This window comes from Pantoea sp. SYBGC1, assembly GCF_057197005.1.
In genome coordinates this window covers 51,778-74,337 of sequence record NZ_JBXUNM010000003.1, presented here as the reverse complement: position 1 = coordinate 74,337, position 22,560 = coordinate 51,778, and the positions used below count along the sequence as shown (strand labels likewise).

Genomic DNA, 22,560 nt, shown 5'->3' with positions numbered 1-22,560 from the left:
ACCTGCATGTCCTTTGACTCTCTCGGCTTGAATGCCGATATTTTGCGTGCGGTAGCAGAACAGGGCTATCGCGAACCGACGCCAATTCAGCGTCAGGCAATTCCCGTGGTACTGGCTGGCCGCGACCTGCTGGCGAGTGCCCAGACCGGCACCGGTAAGACCGCCGGGTTTACGCTGCCTCTGCTGCAGCGTCTTTCTGAAAACCCTGCCGCTACACGCGGCCGCCGCCCGGTGCGCGCGCTGATCCTGACGCCAACGCGTGAGCTGGCCGCCCAGGTCGGTGAGAACGTGCGCGAGTACAGCCAGTACCTGAATATGCGTTCTCTGGTGGTATTTGGTGGCGTCAGCATTAATCCGCAGATGATGAAACTGCGCGGCGGCGTTGACGTGCTGGTGGCGACGCCAGGCCGTCTGCTGGATCTGGCGCATCAGAATGCGGTTGATCTCTCGCAGGTAGAAATTCTGGTGCTGGATGAAGCCGATCGCATGCTCGATATGGGCTTTATTCACGATATCCGCCGCGTTCTGGCGAAGCTGCCGGCGAAGCGTCAGAACCTGCTGTTCTCAGCAACCTTCTCCGACGAAATCAAAACGCTGGCAGAAAAACTGCTGACTAATCCGGAGCAGGTCGAAGTGGCCCGCCGCAACACCGCGTCAGAGCAGGTGTCGCAGCAGGTGCACTTTGTTGATAAAAAGCGCAAGCGGGAACTGCTGTCGCTGATGATTGGCCGTGACAACTGGCAGCAGGTACTGGTGTTTACCCGTACCAAGCATGGTGCCAACCATCTGGCTGAGCAGCTAAATAAAGATGGCATCACCGCGGCGGCTATCCACGGTAACAAGAGTCAGGGTGCCCGTACCCGCGCGCTGGCTGATTTTAAATCGGGCAGCATTCGCGTGCTGGTTGCTACCGATATCGCCGCACGCGGTCTTGATATCGAAGAGCTGCCGCACGTAGTGAACTATGAGCTGCCAAACGTCGCGGAAGATTACGTACACCGTATCGGCCGTACCGGACGCGCGGCGGCAACCGGTGCCGCGCTGTCGCTGGTCTGCGTTGATGAGCACAAGCTGCTGCGTGATATCGAACGCCTCCTGAAGCGTGAGATCCCGCGCATTGCGCTGCCGGGCTTTGAGCCGGATCCGAGCATTAAAGCGGAGCCGATCCAGAATGGTCGCCAGCAGCAGCCGCGCGGTCGTGGTCAGGGGCAGGGCGGCAACGCCGGTCGCTCCGGCGGCGGTCAGCGTCAGAGCAACGGCGCGGCACGTCCGCAGAGTGAGTCGCGCGCGCCGCGTCGTCAGGGCGGTAATGGCCCGGCGGCAGGTCACGCGGGCAAACCGGCACGTTCACGTCGTCCGGCTGCCAAAGGCAACGGGAACGCATAACGCGATGCGGGTGTTACTGGCTCCGATGGAGGGCGTACTGGATTCACTGGTGCGTGAACTGCTCTCCGGCGTCAATGATTACGATCTCTGCGTGACTGAGTTTCTGCGCGTGGTCGATCAGCTGCTGCCGGTAAAGTCGTTCTATCGCCTCTGTCCGGAACTGCGCCACCAGAGCCGCACGCCATCCGGTACGCGGGTGCGGCTGCAGCTGCTGGGACAGCATCCCGCCTGGCTGGCAGAAAACGCCGCCCGCGCAGCTGAACTCGGCTCGTGGGGCGTCGATCTCAACTGTGGCTGTCCGTCAAAGCTGGTCAACGGCAGCGGCGGCGGCGCCACGCTGCTGAAAGATCCGGAGCTGATTTACCGCGCCGCGCAGGCGATGCGTGCCGCCGTGCCGGATCACCTGCCGGTCACGGTTAAAGTGCGGCTCGGCTGGGATGCCAGCGATCGCCGCTTTGAAATTGCCGATGCGGTAGAGCAGGCGGGCGCCAGCGAGCTGGTGGTACACGGCCGCACCAAAGAGGATGGCTACCGGGCTGAATGCATTAACTGGCAGGCGATTGGCGAAATTCGTCAGCGGCTCTCTATTCCGGTTATCGCCAACGGTGAGATCTGGAGCTGGGAAGATGCGCAGGCCTGTATGCGTATCACTGGCTGCGATGCGGTGATGCTGGGCCGCGGTGCGCTGAATGTGCCTAACCTCGGGCGCGTGGTGAAGCATAACGAGGCGCCAATGGCCTGGCCGGACGTGGTGGCGCTGCTGCTGAAGTATACCCAGCTGGAGAAGCAGGGAGATACCGGCAACTATCACGTTGCGCGCATCAAACAGTGGCTGGGCTATCTGCGTAAAGCCTACGCCGAAGCGAACGATCTCTTCAGCGAAGTGCGGACGCTGCGGGTATCTGCCGATATCGCCGCCGCAATTGAGCGCTATGCGGCGCGCCTGGTGCGCTAAGCGTTATGCGCTTTCCACAGTAAAAGCCAGCCTCCGCGCTGGCTTTTTTTTGCTTTACCGGCGCTCATATCCGGGCAAATAGCGCATAGAGCACGCCCGCCAGCAGCACGGAGACCGGCAGCGTCAGGATCCAGGCCATCGCCAGGTTGCGCAGCGTGGCAAGCTGCAGGCCGGAACGGTTGGCGGCCATGGTTCCCGCCACGCCCGATGAGAGCACGTGCGTGGTGGAGACCGGCAGGCCAAACGCATCAGCTGCGCCGATAGTCGCCATCGCAACCAGTTCGGCGCTGGCACCCTGGGCATAGCTGAGGTGCGATTTGCCGATGCGCTCGCCTACCGTAATGACGATTCGTCGCCAGCCCACCAGCGTGCCCAGACCCAGCGCCAGCGCCACCACCACTTTTACCCAGAGCGGAATAAAGCGCGTGGCGCTGTCCAGCTCGCGCTTCACGGCGCTGAGATTGCGGGCGGTCTCTTCGGGCAGCGTTACGCTGCTGCTCTGCAGGTGCCGGATACTCTCTGAAGCCAGGTACATATCGTTACGGGTATTGGTTACCGCCTGTGCCGGAATATTATTCACCGAGCCGTAGCGCCGGATCTGATCGCTGATATCACCCAGCAGCAGGCCCAGCGCCGGCAGCACCTGAGGCCGGGGCTGACGGCTGCGGACAAACTCAGTCAGTACCGTACGCGGTGCCGGCATGGCGCCGGGCGCTGGCTGCAGCGTCAGCAGCTGCTGCTCCGTGACCTGCGCCAGCGCGGCGACGCGCGGGATCTGCTCCGGCGGCAGCGACCGGTTTAGCGCATAGGCAATGGGCATCGTGCCGACCAGAATCAGCATGATAAGCCCCATGCCTTTCTGACCATCATTGGAGCCGTGTGCAAAAGAGACGCCGGTGCAGGTCAGGATCAGCAGCCCGCGGATCCAGACCGGCGGCGGGCGGGCGCTGTCGGGCGCCCGGTAGAGCTGACGATTACGCACCAGCGCTTTCAGCGCCAGCAGCAGCAGAGCCGCGCAGACAAAACCGATAACCGGCGAGAGCAGCAGGGCGTAGCCCACTTTCAGCGCCTGATCCCAGTCAACGCCGCTGGTGCCGCTGCGGCCATGCAGCAGCGCATTCGCTACCCCGACGCCGATGATGGAGCCAATCAGCGTATGGGACGAGGAGCTCGGCAGACCCAAATACCAGGTTCCCAGATTCCAGATAATGGCAGAGAAGAGCAGCGCATAGACCATGGCAAAGCCGTGCCCGCTGCCCGCCTGAAGAATAAGCTCGACCGGCAGCAGCGAAATAATGCCAAACGCCACCACGCCGCTAGAGAGCAGCACGCCAAGAAAGTTGCAGATGCCGGACCAGACCACCGCCACGCCGGGCGTCAGAGAGTGAGTGTAGATCACCGTGGCTACGGCATTGGCGGTGTCGTGAAAGCCATTCACAAATTCAAATCCCAGCGCAATCAGTAACGCCAGCGTCAGCAGCACAAAGGGCGTATAGGTGGTGATCGTCGCGCCGGTTTCCGCCACATCGTTAAACAAGTTAACCCCGGTAAAAATCAGCCCCGCGGCCAGCAGCAGCAGAAACAGTATGCGGGAGAGCGGACCGCTGCCGCGCTGCAGATCGGGACGTCCGCGCGCCGCCGGTAAACTGGTTTCAGCCATGACACACCCCATTTATGATCGGATGCGCCCACGGCATCCGCTACTGGCAGTGTGATACGCCTGCAGTGTGACAGAATGATGATGGCAAAAAAAAAGCCAGCCCGGAGGCTGGCTTTTCTGACGGCGTCAGTAGGGTATCAGAGGCTGCTGCTGGTCGCTGGCTGCGCCTGATCGACCGGTGCCGGCTGCGCGTCGGCCTGCGGCTGCGCCGCAGGCTGATCGGCTGGCGGTACGACGGCGGTTGCGCCCTGCGGCGTCATCGGTTCCTCTTTTGGCATCGCATCAGCCGATTCCTGCACGGCAATCGCTGCCGGCTGCGCATCGTCAGCCTGACCGTTGATTTTGGTCGGCATGCCGCTGCGAGCCTGGATGGCGTTGTTGACCGCATCCTGACGCGTGCTGGCGTCAGCAACCACTTTTGTTACGGCTGAAGTCAGATTGATCGGAACCAGCTCACGTGAGTTGAACTGCTCTTCCGTGGTGGAGAGCGGGTTGTGCACCTCAATCCAGCGAGAGCCATCTGGCTCAACGGCCGCTTTAACCGGCTGATCGATAAACTGAACGCGGGTGCCGACCGGCACGTTGTCAAACAGCCATTTGATATCGTCAGCACGCAGGCGGACGCAGCCGTGGCTGACGCGCAGGCCGATACCGAAGTTGGCGTTGGTACCGTGAATGGCATACAGGCGGCCGATATAGAGCGCGTGCAGACCCATCGGGTTATCCGGGCCAGCCGGGAAGACGGCCGGGATGCTTTCACCGCGTGCCGCATATTCAGCGTGCATCGCCTTGGTTGGCGTCCAGGTCGGACCCGCTTTTTTACGCTCTACTTTGGTGGTCCAGTTTACCGGAGTATCTTTACCCAGCTCACCGATACCGATAGGCAGCACGACCACGGTCTTTGTGCCTTTCGGATAGTAGTAGAGACGCATCTCAGCGCTGTTGATCACGATGCCTTCACGCGGTGCGTCAGGCAGGATCAGCTGCTGTGGGATCACCATTTTGCTGCCCGCTTTAGGCAGGTAAACGTCAACGCCGGGATTCGCTTCCAGCATATTGCTGAGGCCCATCTGGTACTGAGCCGCAAAAGCTTCCAGCGGAAGTTTACTCTCTTCCGGCACGGTGATTTCAATATTTTCGCCAATCAGGCGGCTATTCGCTGCAGGAAGCGGATAGACGACAGCAAAGGCTGACTGGCTGAAAGCGGCCAGGGCAAGAGCTAGTGAAGCGAACGCGCGAATGCTTTTTTTCATGTTTTTACAAGTCGTTATGGCCGTGTTTCAGGCTTGTCAGTGTATCGAACCCATCGTGGTCGGTGTGACCCGCTGCGCATTATATGTGCATTGCTGCGGCGATGGGAATGATGATTTTTACTGCCTGAAGATACTTTACGCAAAAAGTCCTTCTTAACAGATAAATCTGTTGGCGCAATGCCCCAAATTGTGAATAGTCAGGGCTGCCAGAGCGTCACTTCACCGCTGAGTTTCCGGTTAAGAAAAAAGGCGGCACTGATCAGCGCCAGGTGGCTCAGCGCCTGTGGAATGTTGCCCAGGGCATAGCCGCGCTCGGTAAACTCTTCGGCATACAGACCCAGCGGATTGGCGTAGCTTAGCAGCTTCTCAAACTCGAAATGCGCCTCCTGCACCCGGCCGGCGCGCGCCAGACACTCCACGTACCAGAAAGAGCAGGCGACAAAAGAGCCTTCGCCGCCGGCCAGTCCGTCAGCCGGTGTTTCGCTGATATTATAGCGCCGTACCAGGCCATCGCTGACCAGATTAGCCTTGATGGCATCCAGCGTGGCCAGCCAGTCGGGGTCGGTGGAGCTGACAAAGCGCACCAGCGGCATCAGCAACATTGAGGCATCCAGAGCGGTGCCGCCGCGCGTCGCGGTGAAGTGCCCCAGGTCGGCGTTCCAGAAGTTCTGCCAGATATCGTCGCGGATCTCGCTGCGCACCCGGTCCCAGCGATCGTAAGGCATCGGCAGTGAACGCTTCATGCCCAGCCGCAGCGCGCGATCCAGCGCCACCCAGCACATCAGGCGCGAGTGAAGAAAATGCTCCGGCTCACCGCGCATCTCCCAGATGCCGGCGTCCGGCTGATTCCAGTTATCGCAGACGTAATCAATCATGCTGGAGACGTGCAGCCAGCCGCGATGGGAGATGGCGTCGCCATATTTGTTGGCCAGATAGATGGCGTCCATCAGCTCGCCATAAATATCAAGCTGCGTCTGATGCCACGCGTCATTACCGATGCGAACCGGCCGTGAATCGGCGTAGCCAGAGAGATTCAGCAGTTCGCTTTCATGCAGTTCAGTGCCGCTATCGAGACGATACATCACCTGCAGATGCGGCGTGTCATCGTGGCTGTGCTCAACGCAGCGGCCAACCCAGCGGGTAAAATCGTGCGCCTCTTCTACATAGCCGAGGCGCATCAGCGCATACATGCTGAACGAAGCGTCGCGGATCCAGGAGGCGCGGTAGTCCCAGTTGCGCTCACCGCCCAACTCCTCCGGCAGACCAAAGGTGGCGGCAGCGGCGATCGAACCATGCTCATGTGAGGTAAGCAGTTTCAGCGTCAGCGCTGAACGCGTCACCATTTCACGCCAGCGCCCCTGATAGGAGCTGTGATTGCTCCAGCGCAGCCAGTAATCGAGCGTGTCCTGAAAGCAGCGCGCCGTTGAGATGGTTTCAACGTGCGGATCGTCATCGTTGCCAAAGACAAACTCCGCGTGTTCGCCACTCTGCAGCGTAAATTCCGCTACCGCTGCCTGATTTTCGCAGCGCAGCGGCAGCGTGGCACTCAGGCGCAGCGCGGGCTGACCCTCCGCCAGAAACGCCACGCCGCCTTCACGCGCTTCAGCGCGCGTCTCAGCCCGGGCGTAATCGTGACGCGGCGCGCAGACCAGCTGAAAAGTGGCGGTGCCGCGCACCATTTTTACCCGACGTACCAGCCGCGGGACTTTGCTGCTCTCATCGCAGATCGGCATATAGTCGGTGATTTCCGCCACCCCCTCATCAGCCAGCCAGCGGGTCTGCAGAATATTGGTATCAGGCAGGTAGAGCTGCTGGCGACGCGCCTGCGGCCAGTCAGGCGCAAGGGTAAAACGGCCCGCCTCTTCGCTGTCGAGCAGCGCCGCAAAGACAGAAGGGCTGTCCAGCTCTGGCCAGCAGAGATAGTCGATAGTGCCGTCGTTTGCGATCAGGGCGCAGGTGCGCAAATCGCCGATTACCCCGTGGTCATCAATTCTGCGTTTAATTTTGCTCATCCCGCCTCCGGTACCTTATCTGACTGTTAACTATAGACGAAACGGCTGACAGGGCAGCGCCGTGGCACGGATGGATAACTTCTATACTGAAAAAATCGTTAACAGTGAGGAGAGCGTGATGACGACAGGCAAACAGAGAGTCGCAGTGGTCACCGGATCGGATTCAGGCATCGGCCGCAGCTGTGCGGTGATGCTGGCGGAAGCGGGCTATACCCTGGGCATTACCTGGCACACCGATGAGGAGGGCGCGCAGGAGACCGCGCGTCTGGTGGAGAGCAAGGGGCAGCAGGCGCAGGTGCGCCAGCTCGATCTCTCCGATCCGCAGGCGGGCGGTAAACAGCTGGCGCAGTTGATTAACTCGCTGGGACGCATTGATGTGCTGGTTAACAACGCCGGGGTAGTGTCGCAGGCTGATTTTCTTGAAATGAACTTTAGTGAGTGGCGTAAGGTGTTTGATGTTGACGTTGACGGCGCGTTTGTCTGTGGTCAGATTGCCGCGCATCATATGGTGGATCAGGGCGACGGCGGGCGAATTATCAATATTACCTCCGTTCATGAGCATACGCCGCTCCCCGGCGCCGTGGCCTATACCGCAGCGAAGCATGCGCTGGGCGGGCTGACCAAATCGATGGCGCTGAGTCTGCTGCCGCATCATATTCTGGTTAACGCCGTCGCACCCGGCGCGATAGCTACGCCCATGAACGATATGGAAAACAGCGACGCGCATCGCCGCCATATGCCGGAGATCCCGATTGGTCGCCCCGGCGACACGCGTGAAATTGCCAGTCTGGTGGCGTGGCTCTGTTCAGAGTGGGCAACCTATACCACCGGGCAGTCGTTTGTGGTTGACGGCGGATTCACCCTGGCGAATCCGCAGTTCAAAGGCTACCATAGCTAACCGGCGCGGCGGTGGTTCCAGCGGCGGATCAGATAGCGTAATACAATACCGGTGACGATAGCCGCCGCCAGCCAGACCAGATGTTTAAGATGCTGATCAAGCTTATGCAGCCAGGGCGCAATGATTTCGCCGGCAAAATAGCCCAGCGTGACAAAAATCAGCGCCCAGAGCGCAGCACCGATAACATTAAGCACAAAAAAGCGCAGCGGCTTCAGGCGGCTTGTGCCGATGATAATCGGCCCAATCAGGCGAAAACCGTACATAAAGCGCACGCCGATAACAAACAGGCTGGGATGCTTCTGGATCAGGCGGTTAGCTTTGCCAATTGTCGCCTGGTGTTTACTGAAGCGGCGCAAAATGCGCGTACCGTAGCGGCGGCCAAGCCAGAACAGCAGCTGGTCGCCAATGATGCCGCCTGCCATCGCCGCCAGCACCACGCCGCCATAATGCAGCAGCCCCTCATGCGCCGCCACGCCGCCCAGCAAGGTAAAGGTTTCCCCTTCGGCAATACAGCCAATCATCAGGGCCAGATAACCATACTGAGTGATTAATCCATTGATATCGAGATGCAATTTTTTCTCCCTGGACAGAACAGACACCTGAGCAGTGTAGCTGCAGGCGGCTTTTTTTGTGCAGCGGGCCGCAAAAACAGGCGCGCTGGTTATACTTGAAGAGACGCTGCCTGTCGGAGTCTGACTGAATGCTAAAGGGGCGGCCCACTGCATCAGAGGAGTGATTTTATGAATCATGTCTGGGGTCTTCTGGCGCATCCGAATCAGGAAATGCGCCATATCAAGCAGGAAAACGAAAGCGTTTCACATCATTACACGCATCACGTGCTGCTGATGGCAGCGATACCGGTTATCTGCGCCTTTATCGGCACGACACAATTCGGCTGGAATCTGGGCGATAATCGCTTTATTCAGCTCAATCTGCTCACTGGCCTCGGTCTGGGTATTCTCTTTTATCTGTTGATTCTGGGTGGCGTCGCGGTAATGGGGCGGGTCATTCACTGGATGGCGCGCGACTATCCGCAGCGTCCCGGTATTCAGCGCTGTACCGTGTTCGCCGGCTATGTCGCCACGCCGCTGTTTCTCAGCGGTCTGGTCGCGCTTTATCCGCTGGTATGGCTCTGCGTACTGGCGGGTGCCGTGGCGCTGGTTTACACCGGCTACCTGCTCTATGTCGGCATCCCGGTGTTTTTGAATATTGACCGCGAAGAGAGCATGCGCTTCTCCGGTTCAACGCTGGCGATAGGGGTGCTGGTATTTGAAGTGCTGCTGGCGCTGACGGTTGTGCTGTGGGGCTATGGACCGCAGCTGTTCTGATTTCCCCGCTTTTTTCTGAGGCCGCACATAACTGCGGCCTTTTTAACGCCCGGAAACAATCTCACTAAGAAATTTGCCGCATTTGCGCGTATTATGCCGCTGCCAGCCCGCACCCTGACAGGCCTGATGCGGGCGGCCTGTGGAGCTTTCACAGCGCAAAACTCCTGATCGGATCTCACTGACACGATGTCTGTTAAATTACCTGTTTCTCTGCTGTCGCTGGCGCTGTTTATGACGGCCCCGGCGGCGGTAACACCTGTACTGGCTGCACCGGCCACGCTGTCGGGTCTGGCGCCGCTGGCCCAGCCGCAAATCGCCTCCGGCAGCGCAATGATTGTTGATCTCGATACCGGCAAGGTGCTGTTCTCCAGCCATCCCGACCGCGTGCGGCCTATCGCCTCCATTACTAAAGTGATGACGGCGATGGTTGTGCTGGATGCAAAGCTGCCGATGGATGAGATGCTTTCGGTGGATATCAGCCAGACGCGCGAGATGCGCGGCGTATTTTCGCGCGTCAAACTCAACAGCGAAATCAGTCGCCGCTCGATGCTGCTGCTGGCGCTGATGTCGTCTGAAAACCGCGCGGCGGCGAGCCTGGCGCACCACTATCCGGGCGGCTATAACGCCTTTATCCGCGCCATGAATGCCAAAGCGCGCGCGCTGGGTATGACGCATACGCGCTATGTGGAACCCACCGGTCTCTCCACGCAGAACGTCTCCAGCGCCAGCGATCTGGTCAAGTTGCTGAAAGCGACGCGTCAGTATCCGCTGCTGGGCCAGCTCAGCACCACGAAAGAGCAGACGGCGGTGTTTCAGCACCCGAACTACGCACTGCCGTTCCGCAATACCAATCACCTGGTTTACAAAGAGGGCTGGCGGATCCAGCTGACGAAAACCGGCTATACCGATGAGGCGGGCCACTGCCTGGTGATGCGTACCGTGATCAACAACCGCCCGGTGGCGCTGGTAGTCCTCGATGCGTTTGGCAAATATACCCACTTTGCCGATGCTAATCGCCTGCGCGACTGGCTGGAAACCGGTAAAGCGGCCCCGGTTCCGGCGGCAGCGCTGGCGTATAAAAAACAGAAAGCGGGCCTCACCACCAGCAATACGGTAGTGGAGTAACGGTGAGGGCGCGCCCGCCAGCAGGAGGGGCGCGCCACTTGCAAACTGGCGTATCATCAGTACCCTGATTTAGCCTTATCACACCTGTTTTCATCCCGGCGGCGACCTCCTGTACTGGCCGCCACACTCGTTTAACTGGCTTTTTCGCTGGAATGTCGTTCTATGATCAAGTTTCGTTTTTTCACTGTTCCGCTGTTACTGCTCATGCTGTGCGTGCCCGCGCTGAGCCAGGCGGATGACGCGCCCGATGTGACGCAACAGCAGCCGGCACAGGAAGAAGAAGCGCCGCCGCAGGCGAATCCGGCGGTTGAGCTGCCAAAAATGCAAAAAATTCTCGATAAGATCAAAGGACAGGTCTCGGGAGAAACCAGCGAAAACCAGCTCAACCAGCTTAATGAGATGGCGCTGGAGCTGTCGGGCAATGCAGAGACGCTGGGGCAGGCATTAGTCCCGCAGCGCCAGCAGCTTGATGCGCAGCTGGCGGTACTGGGCCCCGCGCCCAAAGCGGACAGCGGCGTTAAAGAGACGCCGGAGGTGACGCGCAAGCGCCGCTCGCTGGAAAACCAGAAAGGCAAGCTGGACGATCAGATCAAGCAGGCCGAAGGCATTAAAAACGGTGCGCTGGTGCTCTCTTCGCAAATCGTGAACCTGCGCCGCGATCAGCTGAAAAATCAGCTGGCGCTCAATTCCGGCAGTATTTTTGGCCCGCGCTTCTGGGCGCCGCTGGTGAGCCAGCAGGATCTTGATGGCGAAAAAATCAGTGACTTTATTACGGAGCTGAAGGCGTCGGCGGCACTGTCGTGGGAGCCGGACTGGCGTGCCGGTACCATCGGCTGGCTGGTGGCTGCGATGCTGGTGATGACGCTGGGACGGCGCTACAGCGAAGAGTTTCTCGCCTGGGTGAGTATTAACAAGCTGCCCGAAGGGCGGCTGCGGCGCAGCTTCCTCGCGGCTGCCATCGCGCTGACCACGCTGGCTGCGGTGGTGCTGACCTTTAACTTCAGCGCGCTGGCGTTTACCCGCCGGGATGAAGTCTCCGGCGACGTACAGGATTTTGTTACCCGTCTGGTGCAGCTGAGCGTCTACTGCGGGCTGATTGCCGGTCTGGGACGGGCATTTCTCTCGACCCGCCGTCCCAGCTGGCGTCTGCCGGCCATCTCTAATGAGGTTGCGCTGGCGCTGAAGCCGTTCCCGCCGATTACCGCTGCGCTGGTGTTTATCTTTCAGACCGCAGAAGCGTTTAACTACACGGTAGGCACCAGTCTCAGCACGACGATTTTTGCTAATGGCCTGACCGCGCTGCTGATTGGCAGCACCGGGCTCGCTATCAGTATGCGTACCAACCGCGTGCGCCGCCGCATGGCGCGGCTCGGCAATCCGCCGGAGGCGCGTCCGACGGTGGTCGGGCTGGTTCAGCTGGCGCTCACGCTGACTGCCGTTGCGATTCTGATTTCACTGACGATCGGCTATGTGACGCTGGCGCGCTTTCTGAGCTATGAAGTGGTGTGGTGCGGGATCCTGTTTGGCTCCTTCTACTTTTTAAGCCACGTCATTACCGACGGCTGTGAAAGCCTGTTTTCCACCAGCAGCGCCGCCGGGCGCCGCCTGCAGAATTCGCTCAATATCGATGAGCGCTATCTGCAGCAGGCCGCCACGCTGCTCAGCGCGCTGGGTAAAGCGCTGCTGATGGGGATTGTGGCGCTGGCGCTGATGACCGGCACGTTTGCCTCCTCTACGCCGGTAGAGCTTATTCAGAAGGTGATTGAGTTCTGGGGTGGCAAAGGGCTGGAGTCGCTGAATATTGTACCGGCGCATATGGTAAATGCCCTTATTTGCCTTGTGGCGGGCATCTGGATATTGCGTTCAGTGCGCCGCTGGCTGGATAACGATTTTCTGCCGAAAACCACCATGGATGTCGGCATGCGCGTCTCGCTGGTGACGCTGTTCAGCAATATCGGTTACGTGCTGATTATCCTGCTGACGCTCTCCATCATGGGGCTGCAGTGGAACAAGCTGGCGTGGATCGTCAGCGCGCTATCGGTGGGTATCGGTTTTGGTCTGCAGGAGATCGTTAAAAACTTTATTTCCGGTCTGATCCTGCTCACCGAACGGCCGGTCAAAGTAGGCGACCTGGTCAGCATCAGCGGCATTGAGGGCGATATCCGGCGGATTAACGTTCGCGCCACGGAGATTCAGCTGGGCGACAAATCAACGGTGATCGTGCCCAATTCGCAGCTGATTTCACAAAACGTACGTAATGCCACTATGGGAAATGCGCAGGGGGTGGTGACCATTCAGCTGACGTTCCCGCTCGATATCGATCCGGTGCGGGTGCGCGAGCTGCTGCTGGAGGTCTATAACGAGAATGAGCGCATTCTGGAGACGCCTGAACCTTCGGTATCATTTAAAGATCTTACCCCGTCGGGCATAGTGCTGAGCGTAACCGGGAACGTCGCCAGCCAGCGCCAGATTTCAGGTGCTAAAAGCGATCTGCTGTTCGATATTCTGACGCGGCTGCGTAAAGAGGGCATCGTGCTGTCGGCGCCGCAGACCATGATCATCGAGCGCCGCGCCCTGGCGGCGGCTACGCAGGAGCAGGATGCGCCGCAATCCTGAGTCAACGGCAGGGTGGTTATCAGACCACCCTGCACATAACTGCCGGTCTCAGGCTTTGACTGCCCAGCCTTTCTGTTTGCTGGTTTTACCGATGCCGGGATTGAAGGTATTGGTCGGGTCCAGTTCACGGTAAAACGCCTGCAGCTGCGGTTTCGCTTTATAGAGATGGCCGACGTTATGTTCCGCCGGATACTCTGCCCCGCGCGCGCTGAGCAGCGCCAGCATCCTCTCTTTCAGCGCGTGCACATCCACGCCTTTTTTCACAATGTAATCCTGATGGAATACGTGGCAGAAGAAGTGGCCATAGTAGAGCCGGTGGATCAGATCGTTATCAAACTCCGGCGGCAGCTGTTCAAACCAGGCTTCATCGTTGCGGCGCAGGGCGATATCCAGCGCCAGAATATCCTCCACTTCATCCGCATGCACCGCGTGATAGCGCACGGCGGCACCGGCGGCGGCAAACCGATGTAAAAACGCATGCGATCCCTCTTTGCTGTCGCAGGCGAAAAACTCGCCGCCGCCCTCACGGAAATAGTCCTGCAGATACGCCTGCGCTTCGGCAACGCCTTCGCCGGACATCTTCAGCATCAGGTGGTGCTCATATTTATCGCGATAGTGCTTAAGACGTTTCGGCAGATGAGCCGGGAAGAGGCGACTGATACGCTGCAGCAGACGATCGGTGAAGTGCGGCTTCACAAAGCTGAGCTTGTTCAGCCAGGCATCAACCCGGCCCTTGAGGGTGAAGAAGAGCGGCATCTTATCGGTGCCGAGCTTGTCGATCATCACGAAAGTATCTTTGCCGTACACTTCGGCAATATCGAAGATATCGCGGTGCATATATTCACCAGCTACCGGCAGATGGGTGAACTCTGCCAGGATATGACGGCGGATCTCGCCCAGCACGGCGGGGTCGTTGGTGCCGATATAAAATACCTGCTGCTGTGGCTCAGTCGGAAAGGTATCCAGACGCACGGCAAACACGGCAAGCTTACCGGCGCAGCCGGAGGCTTCAAACAGCCGGCGGGCGTCAGCGTTAAAGCGCGCCGGCGTATCGGCATGAATGTCACGTACTCGCCCGGCGTATTCATAGTCCGAGGCGTGGCGCTCATCCCAGCGGACATCGCTCTGCTGCCAGCGCTCATCATCCAGCTGCCCGAGGATCTCTTCCGGTGAGTGGCCCAGATCGATACCCAGATGGTTAACCAGCTTGAGTTTACCGCTGGCGTCCACCTGCGCAAACAGCGCCATCTCACTGTAGGCCGGGCCGCGTTTGATCAGCGAGCCGCCGGAGTTATTACAGATCCCGCCCAGCACCGACGCACCGATACAGGAGGAGCCGATGACCGAGTGCGGCTCGCGCCCGAGCGGTTTGAGCGTTTTTTCCAGCTGATAGAGCGTGCTGCCGGGAAACGCGAGGATCTGTTTGCCGCCATCAATCAGCTGCAGCCGGTCGAGACGCAGGGTGCTGACGATCACCACCGGACGATCGTAATCATTGCCGTTAGGCGTGGAACCCTCCGTCAGGCCGGTATTTGCCGCCTGCATCAGGATAATGGCGTCCGCGCTGACCAGCGCCTGCAGGACCCGCCAGAGTTCAAGCAGCGACCCCGGAAAGACCACCGCCAGCGCATCGCCTGCGCCGGAGCGAAAGCCGGTACGATAGCGCGCGGTCTGTTCCGCATCAGTCAGCAGATGAGAGGCACCAACCAGACGGCGCAGGTCGGCAACCAGTGCAGGGTGAGAAAGGTGAGAATTCATGAGCCTGTCCTTGTCGTTAACGTGGCGTTTCTACTGTAGCACGCGGCGCGGCTCTGGTCGCCGTGTGACAAAGGCGGCTACCTGCTATCCTCATCTTGTGGCACACTGCCCCGGTAATCTTCATTGTGCGCAGTTACTTAAGAGAACCCAACCTGATGAAATGGATTTACTCTGTTAGCCTCGCGGTCTCCCTGGCTCTGCAGCCGGCGTTTGCCGATACGCTGCGTGAAACACATCCCATGACGGAGCAGGCGCGCGACGCGTATGTCAGCCAGCTGCTCAGCAAAATGACGCTGGACGAAAAGATTGGCCAGATGCGGCTGATCAGCGTCGGACCCGACACGCCGAAAGAGGCGATTCGCGACATGATCCAGCAGGGTCAGGTTGGGGCGATTTTTAATACCGTCACCCGTCAGGATATTCGCGCCATGCAGGATCAGGTGATGCAGTTAAGCCGCCTGAAAATTCCGCTCTTCTTTGCCTACGATGTGGTGCACGGGCAGCGCACTATTTTTCCGATTCCGCTGGGCCTTGCGGCCAGCTGGGATCGCGATGCAATTGGTGAAGTGGGGCGTATTTCTGCTTATGAGGCCGCAGATGATGGTCTGAATATGACCTGGGCGCCAATGGTGGATGTCAGCCGCGAACCGCGCTGGGGGCGTGGCTCCGAAGGCTTTGGCGAAGATACCTATCTTACGTCGCAGATGGGCAGCACCATGGTCAGAGCGATGCAGGGCAAAAGCCCGGCCGATCGTTACGCCGTGATGACCAGCGTGAAACATTTTGCCGCCTACGGCGCGGTAGAAGGGGGGCGTGACTACAACACTGTAGATATGAGTCCGCAGCGGCTGGCGCAGGACTATCTGCCGCCTTATAAAGCCTCGCTCGATGCCGGCAGCGGTGGCGTGATGGTGGCGCTGAATTCGCTGAACGGCACCCCGGCCACCGCGGATGGCTGGCTGCTGAAAGATCTGCTGCGCGACCAGTGGAAATTCAAAGGCATTACCATCAGCGATCACGGTGCGATTAAAGAGCTGATCAAACATGGTGTGGCGAGCGATCCGCAGGATGCGGTGCGCATTGCGCTGAAGTCAGGCATCGACATGAGCATGAGCGATGAGTACTACAGCAAATATCTGCCGGCGCTGGTGAAAAGTGGAGCGGTGAGCATGCGTGAAATTGATGATGCCGCCCGTCACGTGCTCAACGTCAAATATGACATGGGGCTGTTTAACGATCCGTACAGCCACCTCGGACCGCAGAGCAGCGATCCGCAGGATACCAACGCGGAGAGCCGTCTGCACCGTGCTGAAGCGCGCGACGTGGCGCGCAAGAGCATGGTGCTGCTCAAGAACTGGCATGAGACGCTGCCGCTGAAGCGTGACGCGACCGTTGCGCTGGTGGGGCCGCTGGCGGACAGCCAGCGCGATATCATGGGCAGCTGGTCAGCCGCGGGCGTGGCAAAGCAGTCGGTGACGCTGCTGCAGGGGATGCGCAATGCCATGGCCGATAAAGGCACGCTGCTCTACGCCAAAGGGGCTAACGTTTCTGACAACAAAGGTATTCAGGGCTTCCTCAACCTCTACGAGCAGGCGGTCAGCGTCGATACACGCACCCCGCAGCAGATGATTGATGAGGCGGTAGCCCAGGCAGAGAAGGCGGATGTGGTCGTCGCTGCGGTGGGTGAGGCGCAGGGCATGGCGCATGAAGCGTCCAGCCGCAGCGAACTGGCGATTCCGGCCAGCCAGCAGAAATTACTGGCGGCTCTGAAAGCCACCGGCAAGCCGCTGGTGATTGTGCTGATGAATGGCCGGCCGCTGACGCTGGTGAATGAAGACCGCATGGCGGATGCGATGCTGGAAACCTGGTTCAGCGGCACCGAAGGCGGCAATGCTATCGCGGACGTGCTGTTTGGCGATTACAACCCTTCCGGCAAGCTGCCGGTCACCTTCCCGCGTTCAGTGGGACAGATCCCGCTGTACTATAATCATCTGCCAACCGGGCGGCCTTATAATCCGGAAAAACCCAATAAATATACTTCTCACTACTACGACACCATCAACGGCCCGCTCTATCCGTTTGGTTACGGCCTGAGCTATACCCGCTTTACCGTTTCACCGGTGACGCTCTCCGCCCGCACGATGCCGCGCAGCGGCAGCATTGAAGCGAGCGTAACGGTGACCAACAGCGGTAAACGTGACGGGGCAACGGTGGTACAGATGTATCTCAACGATCCGGTGGCGAGTATCAGCCGTCCGGTTCAGGAGCTGCGCGGCTTCCGGCGCATTATGCTGAAAGCTGGTGAGTCACAAACCGTGCGCTTTACGATTGATGCTGACGCGCTGAAATTCTGGAACCAGCAGATGCAGCACGTGGCGGAACCTGGCAAATTTAACGTTATGATTGGCCTGGATTCCGTACGCACTCAGGATGCGCAGTTCGACTATCTTTAATGGATAACCGCGTCTCCCGGTCGCCAGGCCGGGAGCGCTATCCCTGACGCCTTTTTATCCGACACCACGCCACCATGACGCTTCGCAATCGCATTGAACAGCAGATCTTTCGCCTTAACGGGCTGGCACTCAACGAGTTTGACCTCTCGCAGCCGCCTGGCGATCCCGGCCTGTTTGGCCCCGACTCCACTATCTGGCGCATCCACGGAGATTTTCCGGCGATGCTCTGCGGCGGTATCAGCGCCCTGATGCTGCAGATGCTGCATCCGGCGGCGCTGGCCGGGGTCTGGGATCACTCCAGCTTCCGTCAGGATATGCTCGGCCGGCTGCGCCGCACCAGCCAGTTCATCGCCGTAACGACCTTCGGCAATAGTGCTGATGCCCGGACGCTGATTGATCGGGTGAAGCGGATCCATCTGCAGGTTAGCGGCACCGACAGCAACGGTAATCCTTACGCTGCCAGCGATCCGCATCTGCTGACCTGGGTGCACGTGGCGGAAACCAGCCGTTTTCTGGCAGCCCATCTGCGCTATAAAAACCCGACGCTCAGCCGGGCTGAGCAGGATCGCTACTATCAGGAGGCGGCGCAGGTGGCGATTGCGCTGGGCGCAGAGCAGGTGCCGTGCAGCGTGACCGACGTCGCGCACTATCTGGAGGCGATACGTCCGGAACTCTGTTTTGATGCGCGCACGCAGGAGGTGATGGCGCTGCTGATGAATGCGCCGGCACCCGGCTGGCAGGCGCGACCGGCAATGCGCACGATGCTGCAGGCGGGCATCGGTCTGCTGCCGGCGTGGGCACAGCAGCAGCTGCAGCGCCCGGTCAGCCCGCTGACGCAGTGGCGTACCGATCGGCAGATGCTGCTGCTGGCGCGCCTGCTGCGCTGGTCGATACAGCGCGGCGCCTGGTCACGGGCGATGCAGCGTATGGGGCGTGACGCCCGCTACCGCTGAAGCAAAGCCAGGCGCTCAGCGCGAGCGCAGCCGCACTTTGAGAGTTTTACCCTTGTCTCACATGGCGCGAGTGCCGATCCTGCTCTATTCTCGGGGAAAATGGATCCCTCCAGGCATTGTCGAGGCGTTATGACCAGTTACCCTCTGATTGCTGAGGTGCCGAATCAGCAACATACTTTAACCGCGATCGTCGAACAGGATGCGCGCACCGCCTATTTTTATATCTGGCCCAACGACCTGTTTCGCAGCCAGTACGCTGTTCGCGGCTGCTGGCTGCGCAACCTTCTGCCGGCACCGGCAGAGGAAGATCGTGAAGCGATGGAGCAGGGGATCGCGCCGCTGCTGAGCGCAGAGTATTGCCGCACGCTGGAGGCGGAGCCGATGCTCGATCCCGCAGGCCTGCAGGTACTGTGGGAGCCGGATGATACCGGGGCTGCCCTGTGGTACTACGGTCAGTTGCTGGCGGTGATCCCCGGCTGGAGTCTCTATCAGAGCAAACAGGTCAGCTTCTCAGCCGGCTGTATCAGGAAAAACCGCCTGACGGCGCCGCTGGGTTCCGCCTCAACCAATGAATACTATGCGCGTGCTGAGCAGCAGCGTCACTTCTGGCGCGACTGGCACGACGACCAGCAGTGGGAAAAAATCCAGCATGAAATGCTGCAGGTCTACCAGGCGCGGTGGGGTGAGTCGGTCAAATATTATGCTATCGATCAGGGCAGCTGGCCGCCGATGGCGCTTTCTCAGCACTGGCACAACGGCGTCTGGTATTTTGTCACGCTGGGAATGAGCATTCGTCCGATGCCGCAGGTCGATTATCTGTTTGAAGAGCTGGCCCCCCAGTACCGGCGGGTTGAGCTGGCGCTGGCGGTAGATGGCGAGGTGATGACCGAGGCCAACGCGGTGCAGATGGCGAGCGCGCTGGCTGAGTTTGCCCATCTGCCGTGGGCGCGGCTGACGTGGATTGGCGAAGGGCATACGCTGGCATCTGAAGTGGCACCGGTCGGCTTTGAAAGCTTTCTGCTGGCTAACGCGCTGGCACCGGAGGCGGCGTCGCTGCGATTGCCGAAGCGCGACGGCGATCGGCCGGAACTGCTCTGGGCGACGCCGATCACCGAAGCGGAACGCCACTTTGCGCAGTCGGATGAACAGGGCGGACAGCAGCTGCTTCAGCGGCTGCTGGCCGAGGGCAACAGCCATATCTTCCGCCCGCGTCAGGAGGTGGTGGCGCCGCCTCAGTAAACGCCCGCCCTTCTTCTGTGAAGAGGGGCGCGCTGTCTCCAGGCAGGCAATTCTCTGCTCTGCTGACCGCCGGTTATTCTTAACCTATAAAAATAGTCACCCGATTCAACTATTTGCTTTTTTTGTGATCCCGCGCCTCTCAAGTTCCCCATTAACACGCCGTTAACCTCGATCAGGCAACTCGCCAACCAGGGTAAGGGCATCCGAATGTTTAAAACGACACAATCCCGTTTTACCGCGACGCTGGTCGCATTTTTTGTTGTGCTGATGCTGGTCACTGTACTGGTGATCAATCAGTTTATCGCACCGCAGCTGAGTCAGAATGAGAGCCGCCTGGTGCGCTATGAAGTTGATGGTCTGGCCGGACGCATTGTTGAACAGATGAACCGGGTTCAGGCGCAGCAGCGGGCGATAACGGAAGCAGCGGGCGTGATGGAGAGCGCAACGATAGAGACGCTGCTGCCGGCGCTGGTAAACCAGTACCAGGATAGCAACGTATTTGGCGGCGGGATCTGGCCGCTGCCGAACCGGCGCGATCCGGCAAAAGAGAAAGACAGCACTTTCTTTGCGCGCAATGCCAGCAATCAGCTGCAGGTCAATACCTACTGGAACTCCGATGCGGCCGATAAGTACTGGGAGCAGCCGTGGTACAAAGCGGGTATGGCCGCAGCAAAAGGGCAGTGCGCCTGGGCTAAAGCCTATCAGGATGCGGCCAGCCCGCAACCGCGTACCAACTGTGCGATGGCTATCTATCGCGACGGCAGCGTCTGGGGCGTCGCCACAATTGACGTCACGCTGGGCTTTTTTAATCAGCTGGCGAAGCAGATGGGTGACGCCATTAAAGGCCGCGTGCTGATTGTTGAAGCGGATGGCAAAGTGGTCGGGAACGCGGCGCTACTGGACGGTGCGCCAAAGCTGGAAAACCTGAGCGATACCCGGCTGCCGATGGCCGCTGCGCTGAAGTCGCTGCTGACGCAGACGGGGAGTGAGCCGGCGCAGACCACGTTTAGCGGTGAGGATGGTGAGCATACGCTGTTCCTGCAGGCGATCCCCGGCAGCCCGTGGTATCTCGCCAGCGACGTGCCCTCCAGCCTGCTGGATGCGCAGACGCACAGTATGCTGACGCGGCTGGGGGTGGTGCAGATCCCGCTGGCTATTATTCTGCTGCTGGTATCGCTGGGCTTTGTCCGCGCAATGATGAAGCGTCTGGGCGTGCTGCATAAAAATATTGAAGCACTCTCAACCGGCGGCGCCGACCTTACACAGCGCCTGCCTGCCAGCAATAGCCCGGAATTTAACGCCGTGGCTGAGAGCTTTAACCAGTTCATCAGCTACCTGCAGGGGCTGATGCGTCAGGTGGGCGACAGCGCGCTGGCGATCACGGCGGCCTCGCGCGAAATTGCCAGCGGCAACGCCGATCTCTCGGCGCGCACCGAATCGCAGGCCAGCTCCATTGTCGAGACGGCAGCCTCAATGGAAGAGCTGACCGGCACCGTGCGCCAAAACGCTGATAACGCCACCCATGCTAATCAGCTGGCTGACGGTGCGGCCACCGTGGCGGCACGCGGCAGTGAAGTCGTGCGTCAGGTCGTGACCACCATGGGGGAGATCCACCACTCATCGCGTAAAGTCGTCGACATCATCAGCGTCATCGACAGCATCGCGTTTCAGACCAATATTCTGGCTCTGAACGCGGCGGTTGAAGCGGCGCGCGCCGGAGAGCAGGGGCGCGGTTTTGCGGTGGTAGCCTCAGAAGTACGCAACCTCGCGCAGCGCTCAGCTAACTCAGCGCGGGAGATTAAAAAGCTGATTGAAGAGTCAGTGGCAAATATTGATACCGGCAGCCAGCTGGTTGAACAGGCGGGACAGACCATGGATGAGCTGATGCAGGGCGTCAGCAGCGTCACCACCCTGATGAGCGAAATTATGTCCGCCAGCCGTGAGCAGAGCATGGGTATCGATCAGGTTAACGTCGCGATCACGCAGCTGGATGGCAGCACGCAGCAGAACGCCGCGCTGGTAGAGCAGGTCTCTTCAGCCGCGCGTGCGATGGAGGAGCAGAGCGTGCAGCTGGAACAGGTGGTGCAGAGCTTCAGACTATAACCGCACTCATCACCATTGCGGCGGCTTACATGCTGCCGCAATCTCATCATGCTTTACCTCTGCATACCTTCTTCTTCGCCGATTCAGATTATGCCTGCTAAGCTTATTTTTTACCGCGCCAGCGCACGAAACGTGCGCGTTTTTCTCCGCTGCTGCCACGGCGATTGTGTACAATAGCAGGGATTTTTCTGAAGGAGCCCTCATGCCTGCCATAGAAGTTATTCTTGTTGACCACCTCGATCGTCCCACCGGCAAGATGGAAAAGCTGGAAGTGCATGAAAAAGGCTTACTGCATCGCGCAGTAACGGTTTACGTGTTTAATTCGCGTCATGAGCTGCTGCTGCAGCGGCGTGCCAGCAGTAAATATCACTGTGGCGGACTCTGGAGTAATACCTGCTGCAGCCATCCGTTTCCGCAGGAGCCAACGCTCGATGCCGCTGAGCGCCGTCTGCGTGAAGAGATGGGACTGAACCTGGCGCTGACGCCGGTATTTGAGCTGAGCTACAACCTGCCGCTCAGCAACGGTTTGATTGAACATGAGTATGGCCACGTCTTTTTTGCCATCAGTGATGAAGAGCCGGTGCTGAACCCGGAAGAGGCGGACGCCTGGTGCTACCGTTCAGTCGGGCAGATTCAGCAGCAGATGGAGACCGAGCCGGAGCAGTTTACGCCGTGGTTTCTGCATACCTTCCCGCGCATCCCGCATACGCTGGGTGACTTTCGCCTGACCGCCTGACACGCCTATCTTCGGACACACCTCGCACCTTCTGTGCGGGGCAATTTTTGCCCGGCTTAACAAAACAGACGTAAACTCTGCGCTT

Annotated in this window: 16 protein-coding genes; 11 read left to right on the top strand and 5 right to left on the bottom strand. The window is 59.5% G+C overall.

Annotated features, from left to right (window positions below):
• The first annotated feature begins 6 nt into the window (after window positions 1-6).
• The gene (rhlE, locus tag AC2CF9_RS07575) at window positions 7-1,386 is read left to right on the top strand and encodes an ATP-dependent RNA helicase RhlE (protein ID WP_484556684.1); all 1,380 of its coding nucleotides are present in this window, start codon (window positions 7-9) and stop codon (window positions 1,384-1,386) included.
• Between the two features lie 4 nt (window positions 1,387-1,390).
• Window positions 1,391-2,341: a tRNA dihydrouridine(16) synthase DusC gene (dusC, locus tag AC2CF9_RS07570; RefSeq protein WP_150018305.1), complete on the top strand. Its 951-nt coding sequence runs from the start codon at window positions 1,391-1,393 to the stop codon at window positions 2,339-2,341.
• 64 nt (window positions 2,342-2,405) lie between these two features.
• Here dusC and AC2CF9_RS07565 read toward each other — a convergent pair whose 3' ends face one another.
• From AC2CF9_RS07565 to AC2CF9_RS07555, 3 genes are all read right to left on the bottom strand, one after another.
• The gene (locus tag AC2CF9_RS07565; RefSeq protein WP_484556683.1) at window positions 2,406-4,001 is read right to left on the bottom strand and encodes an inorganic phosphate transporter; all 1,596 of its coding nucleotides are present in this window, start codon (window positions 3,999-4,001) and stop codon (window positions 2,406-2,408) included.
• 137 nt (window positions 4,002-4,138) lie between these two features.
• Window positions 4,139-5,254: a L,D-transpeptidase family protein gene (locus AC2CF9_RS07560; RefSeq protein ID WP_484556682.1), complete on the bottom strand. Its 1,116-nt coding sequence runs from the start codon at window positions 5,252-5,254 to the stop codon at window positions 4,139-4,141.
• A gap of 197 nt (window positions 5,255-5,451) precedes the next feature.
• On the bottom strand, window positions 5,452-7,266 hold the full coding sequence (locus AC2CF9_RS07555) for a glycoside hydrolase family 15 protein (protein ID WP_484556681.1): 1,815 nt from the start codon (window positions 7,264-7,266) through the stop codon (window positions 5,452-5,454).
• A gap of 118 nt (window positions 7,267-7,384) precedes the next feature.
• Between AC2CF9_RS07555 and AC2CF9_RS07550 the strand changes: the two genes are divergently transcribed.
• The gene (locus AC2CF9_RS07550) at window positions 7,385-8,164 is read left to right on the top strand and encodes an SDR family oxidoreductase (RefSeq protein ID WP_150018309.1); all 780 of its coding nucleotides are present in this window, start codon (window positions 7,385-7,387) and stop codon (window positions 8,162-8,164) included.
• On the opposite strand, the gene AC2CF9_RS07545 is transcribed toward AC2CF9_RS07550, so the two are convergent.
• Window positions 8,161-8,736 (bottom strand): DedA family protein, encoded by a 576-nt coding sequence (locus AC2CF9_RS07545; RefSeq protein ID WP_150018310.1) that lies wholly within the window; start codon window positions 8,734-8,736, stop codon window positions 8,161-8,163. The two genes, AC2CF9_RS07550 and AC2CF9_RS07545, sit on opposite strands and share 4 nt — an antisense overlap.
• Before the next feature lie 168 nt (window positions 8,737-8,904).
• Between AC2CF9_RS07545 and AC2CF9_RS07540 the strand changes: the two genes are divergently transcribed.
• The 3 genes from AC2CF9_RS07540 (at window position 8,905) to AC2CF9_RS07530 (ending at window position 13,233) form a co-directional block, all read left to right on the top strand.
• The gene (locus tag AC2CF9_RS07540; protein ID WP_484556680.1) at window positions 8,905-9,492 is read left to right on the top strand and encodes a Yip1 family protein; all 588 of its coding nucleotides are present in this window, start codon (window positions 8,905-8,907) and stop codon (window positions 9,490-9,492) included.
• Window positions 9,493-9,678: 186 nt separating this feature from the next.
• Window positions 9,679-10,617: a D-alanyl-D-alanine endopeptidase gene (gene pbpG, locus AC2CF9_RS07535; protein ID WP_150018312.1), complete on the top strand. Its 939-nt coding sequence runs from the start codon at window positions 9,679-9,681 to the stop codon at window positions 10,615-10,617.
• Window positions 10,618-10,779: 162 nt separating this feature from the next.
• Window positions 10,780-13,233 carry a DUF3772 domain-containing protein gene (locus AC2CF9_RS07530; protein ID WP_484556679.1) on the top strand — a complete coding sequence of 818 codons (2,454 nt, stop codon included), beginning with the start codon at window positions 10,780-10,782 and terminating at the stop codon, window positions 13,231-13,233.
• A gap of 48 nt (window positions 13,234-13,281) precedes the next feature.
• On the opposite strand, the gene dld is transcribed toward AC2CF9_RS07530, so the two are convergent.
• The gene (dld, locus tag AC2CF9_RS07525) at window positions 13,282-14,991 is read right to left on the bottom strand and encodes a D-lactate dehydrogenase (RefSeq protein ID WP_484556678.1); all 1,710 of its coding nucleotides are present in this window, start codon (window positions 14,989-14,991) and stop codon (window positions 13,282-13,284) included.
• Between the two features lie 155 nt (window positions 14,992-15,146).
• Between dld and bglX the strand changes: the two genes are divergently transcribed.
• The 5 genes from bglX to idi all read left to right on the top strand — a co-directional run bounded on the left by bglX (window position 15,147) and on the right by idi (window position 22,475).
• On the top strand, window positions 15,147-17,444 hold the full coding sequence (bglX, locus tag AC2CF9_RS07520; protein WP_150018315.1) for a beta-glucosidase BglX: 2,298 nt from the start codon (window positions 15,147-15,149) through the stop codon (window positions 17,442-17,444).
• Between the two features lie 74 nt (window positions 17,445-17,518).
• Complete coding sequence (locus tag AC2CF9_RS07515) at window positions 17,519-18,397, top strand: oxygenase MpaB family protein (RefSeq protein WP_150018316.1); 879 nt, start codon at window positions 17,519-17,521, stop codon at window positions 18,395-18,397.
• 129 nt (window positions 18,398-18,526) lie between these two features.
• Complete coding sequence (locus tag AC2CF9_RS07510) at window positions 18,527-19,636, top strand: suppressor of fused domain protein (RefSeq protein WP_484556677.1); 1,110 nt, start codon at window positions 18,527-18,529, stop codon at window positions 19,634-19,636.
• 207 nt (window positions 19,637-19,843) lie between these two features.
• Window positions 19,844-21,739, top strand: coding sequence for a methyl-accepting chemotaxis protein (locus AC2CF9_RS07505; protein WP_484556676.1), 1,896 nt, complete (start codon window positions 19,844-19,846; stop codon window positions 21,737-21,739).
• 202 nt (window positions 21,740-21,941) lie between these two features.
• Window positions 21,942-22,475 (top strand): isopentenyl-diphosphate Delta-isomerase, encoded by a 534-nt coding sequence (gene idi, locus AC2CF9_RS07500; protein ID WP_039383369.1) that lies wholly within the window; start codon window positions 21,942-21,944, stop codon window positions 22,473-22,475.
• Window positions 22,476-22,560 lie beyond the last annotated feature (85 nt).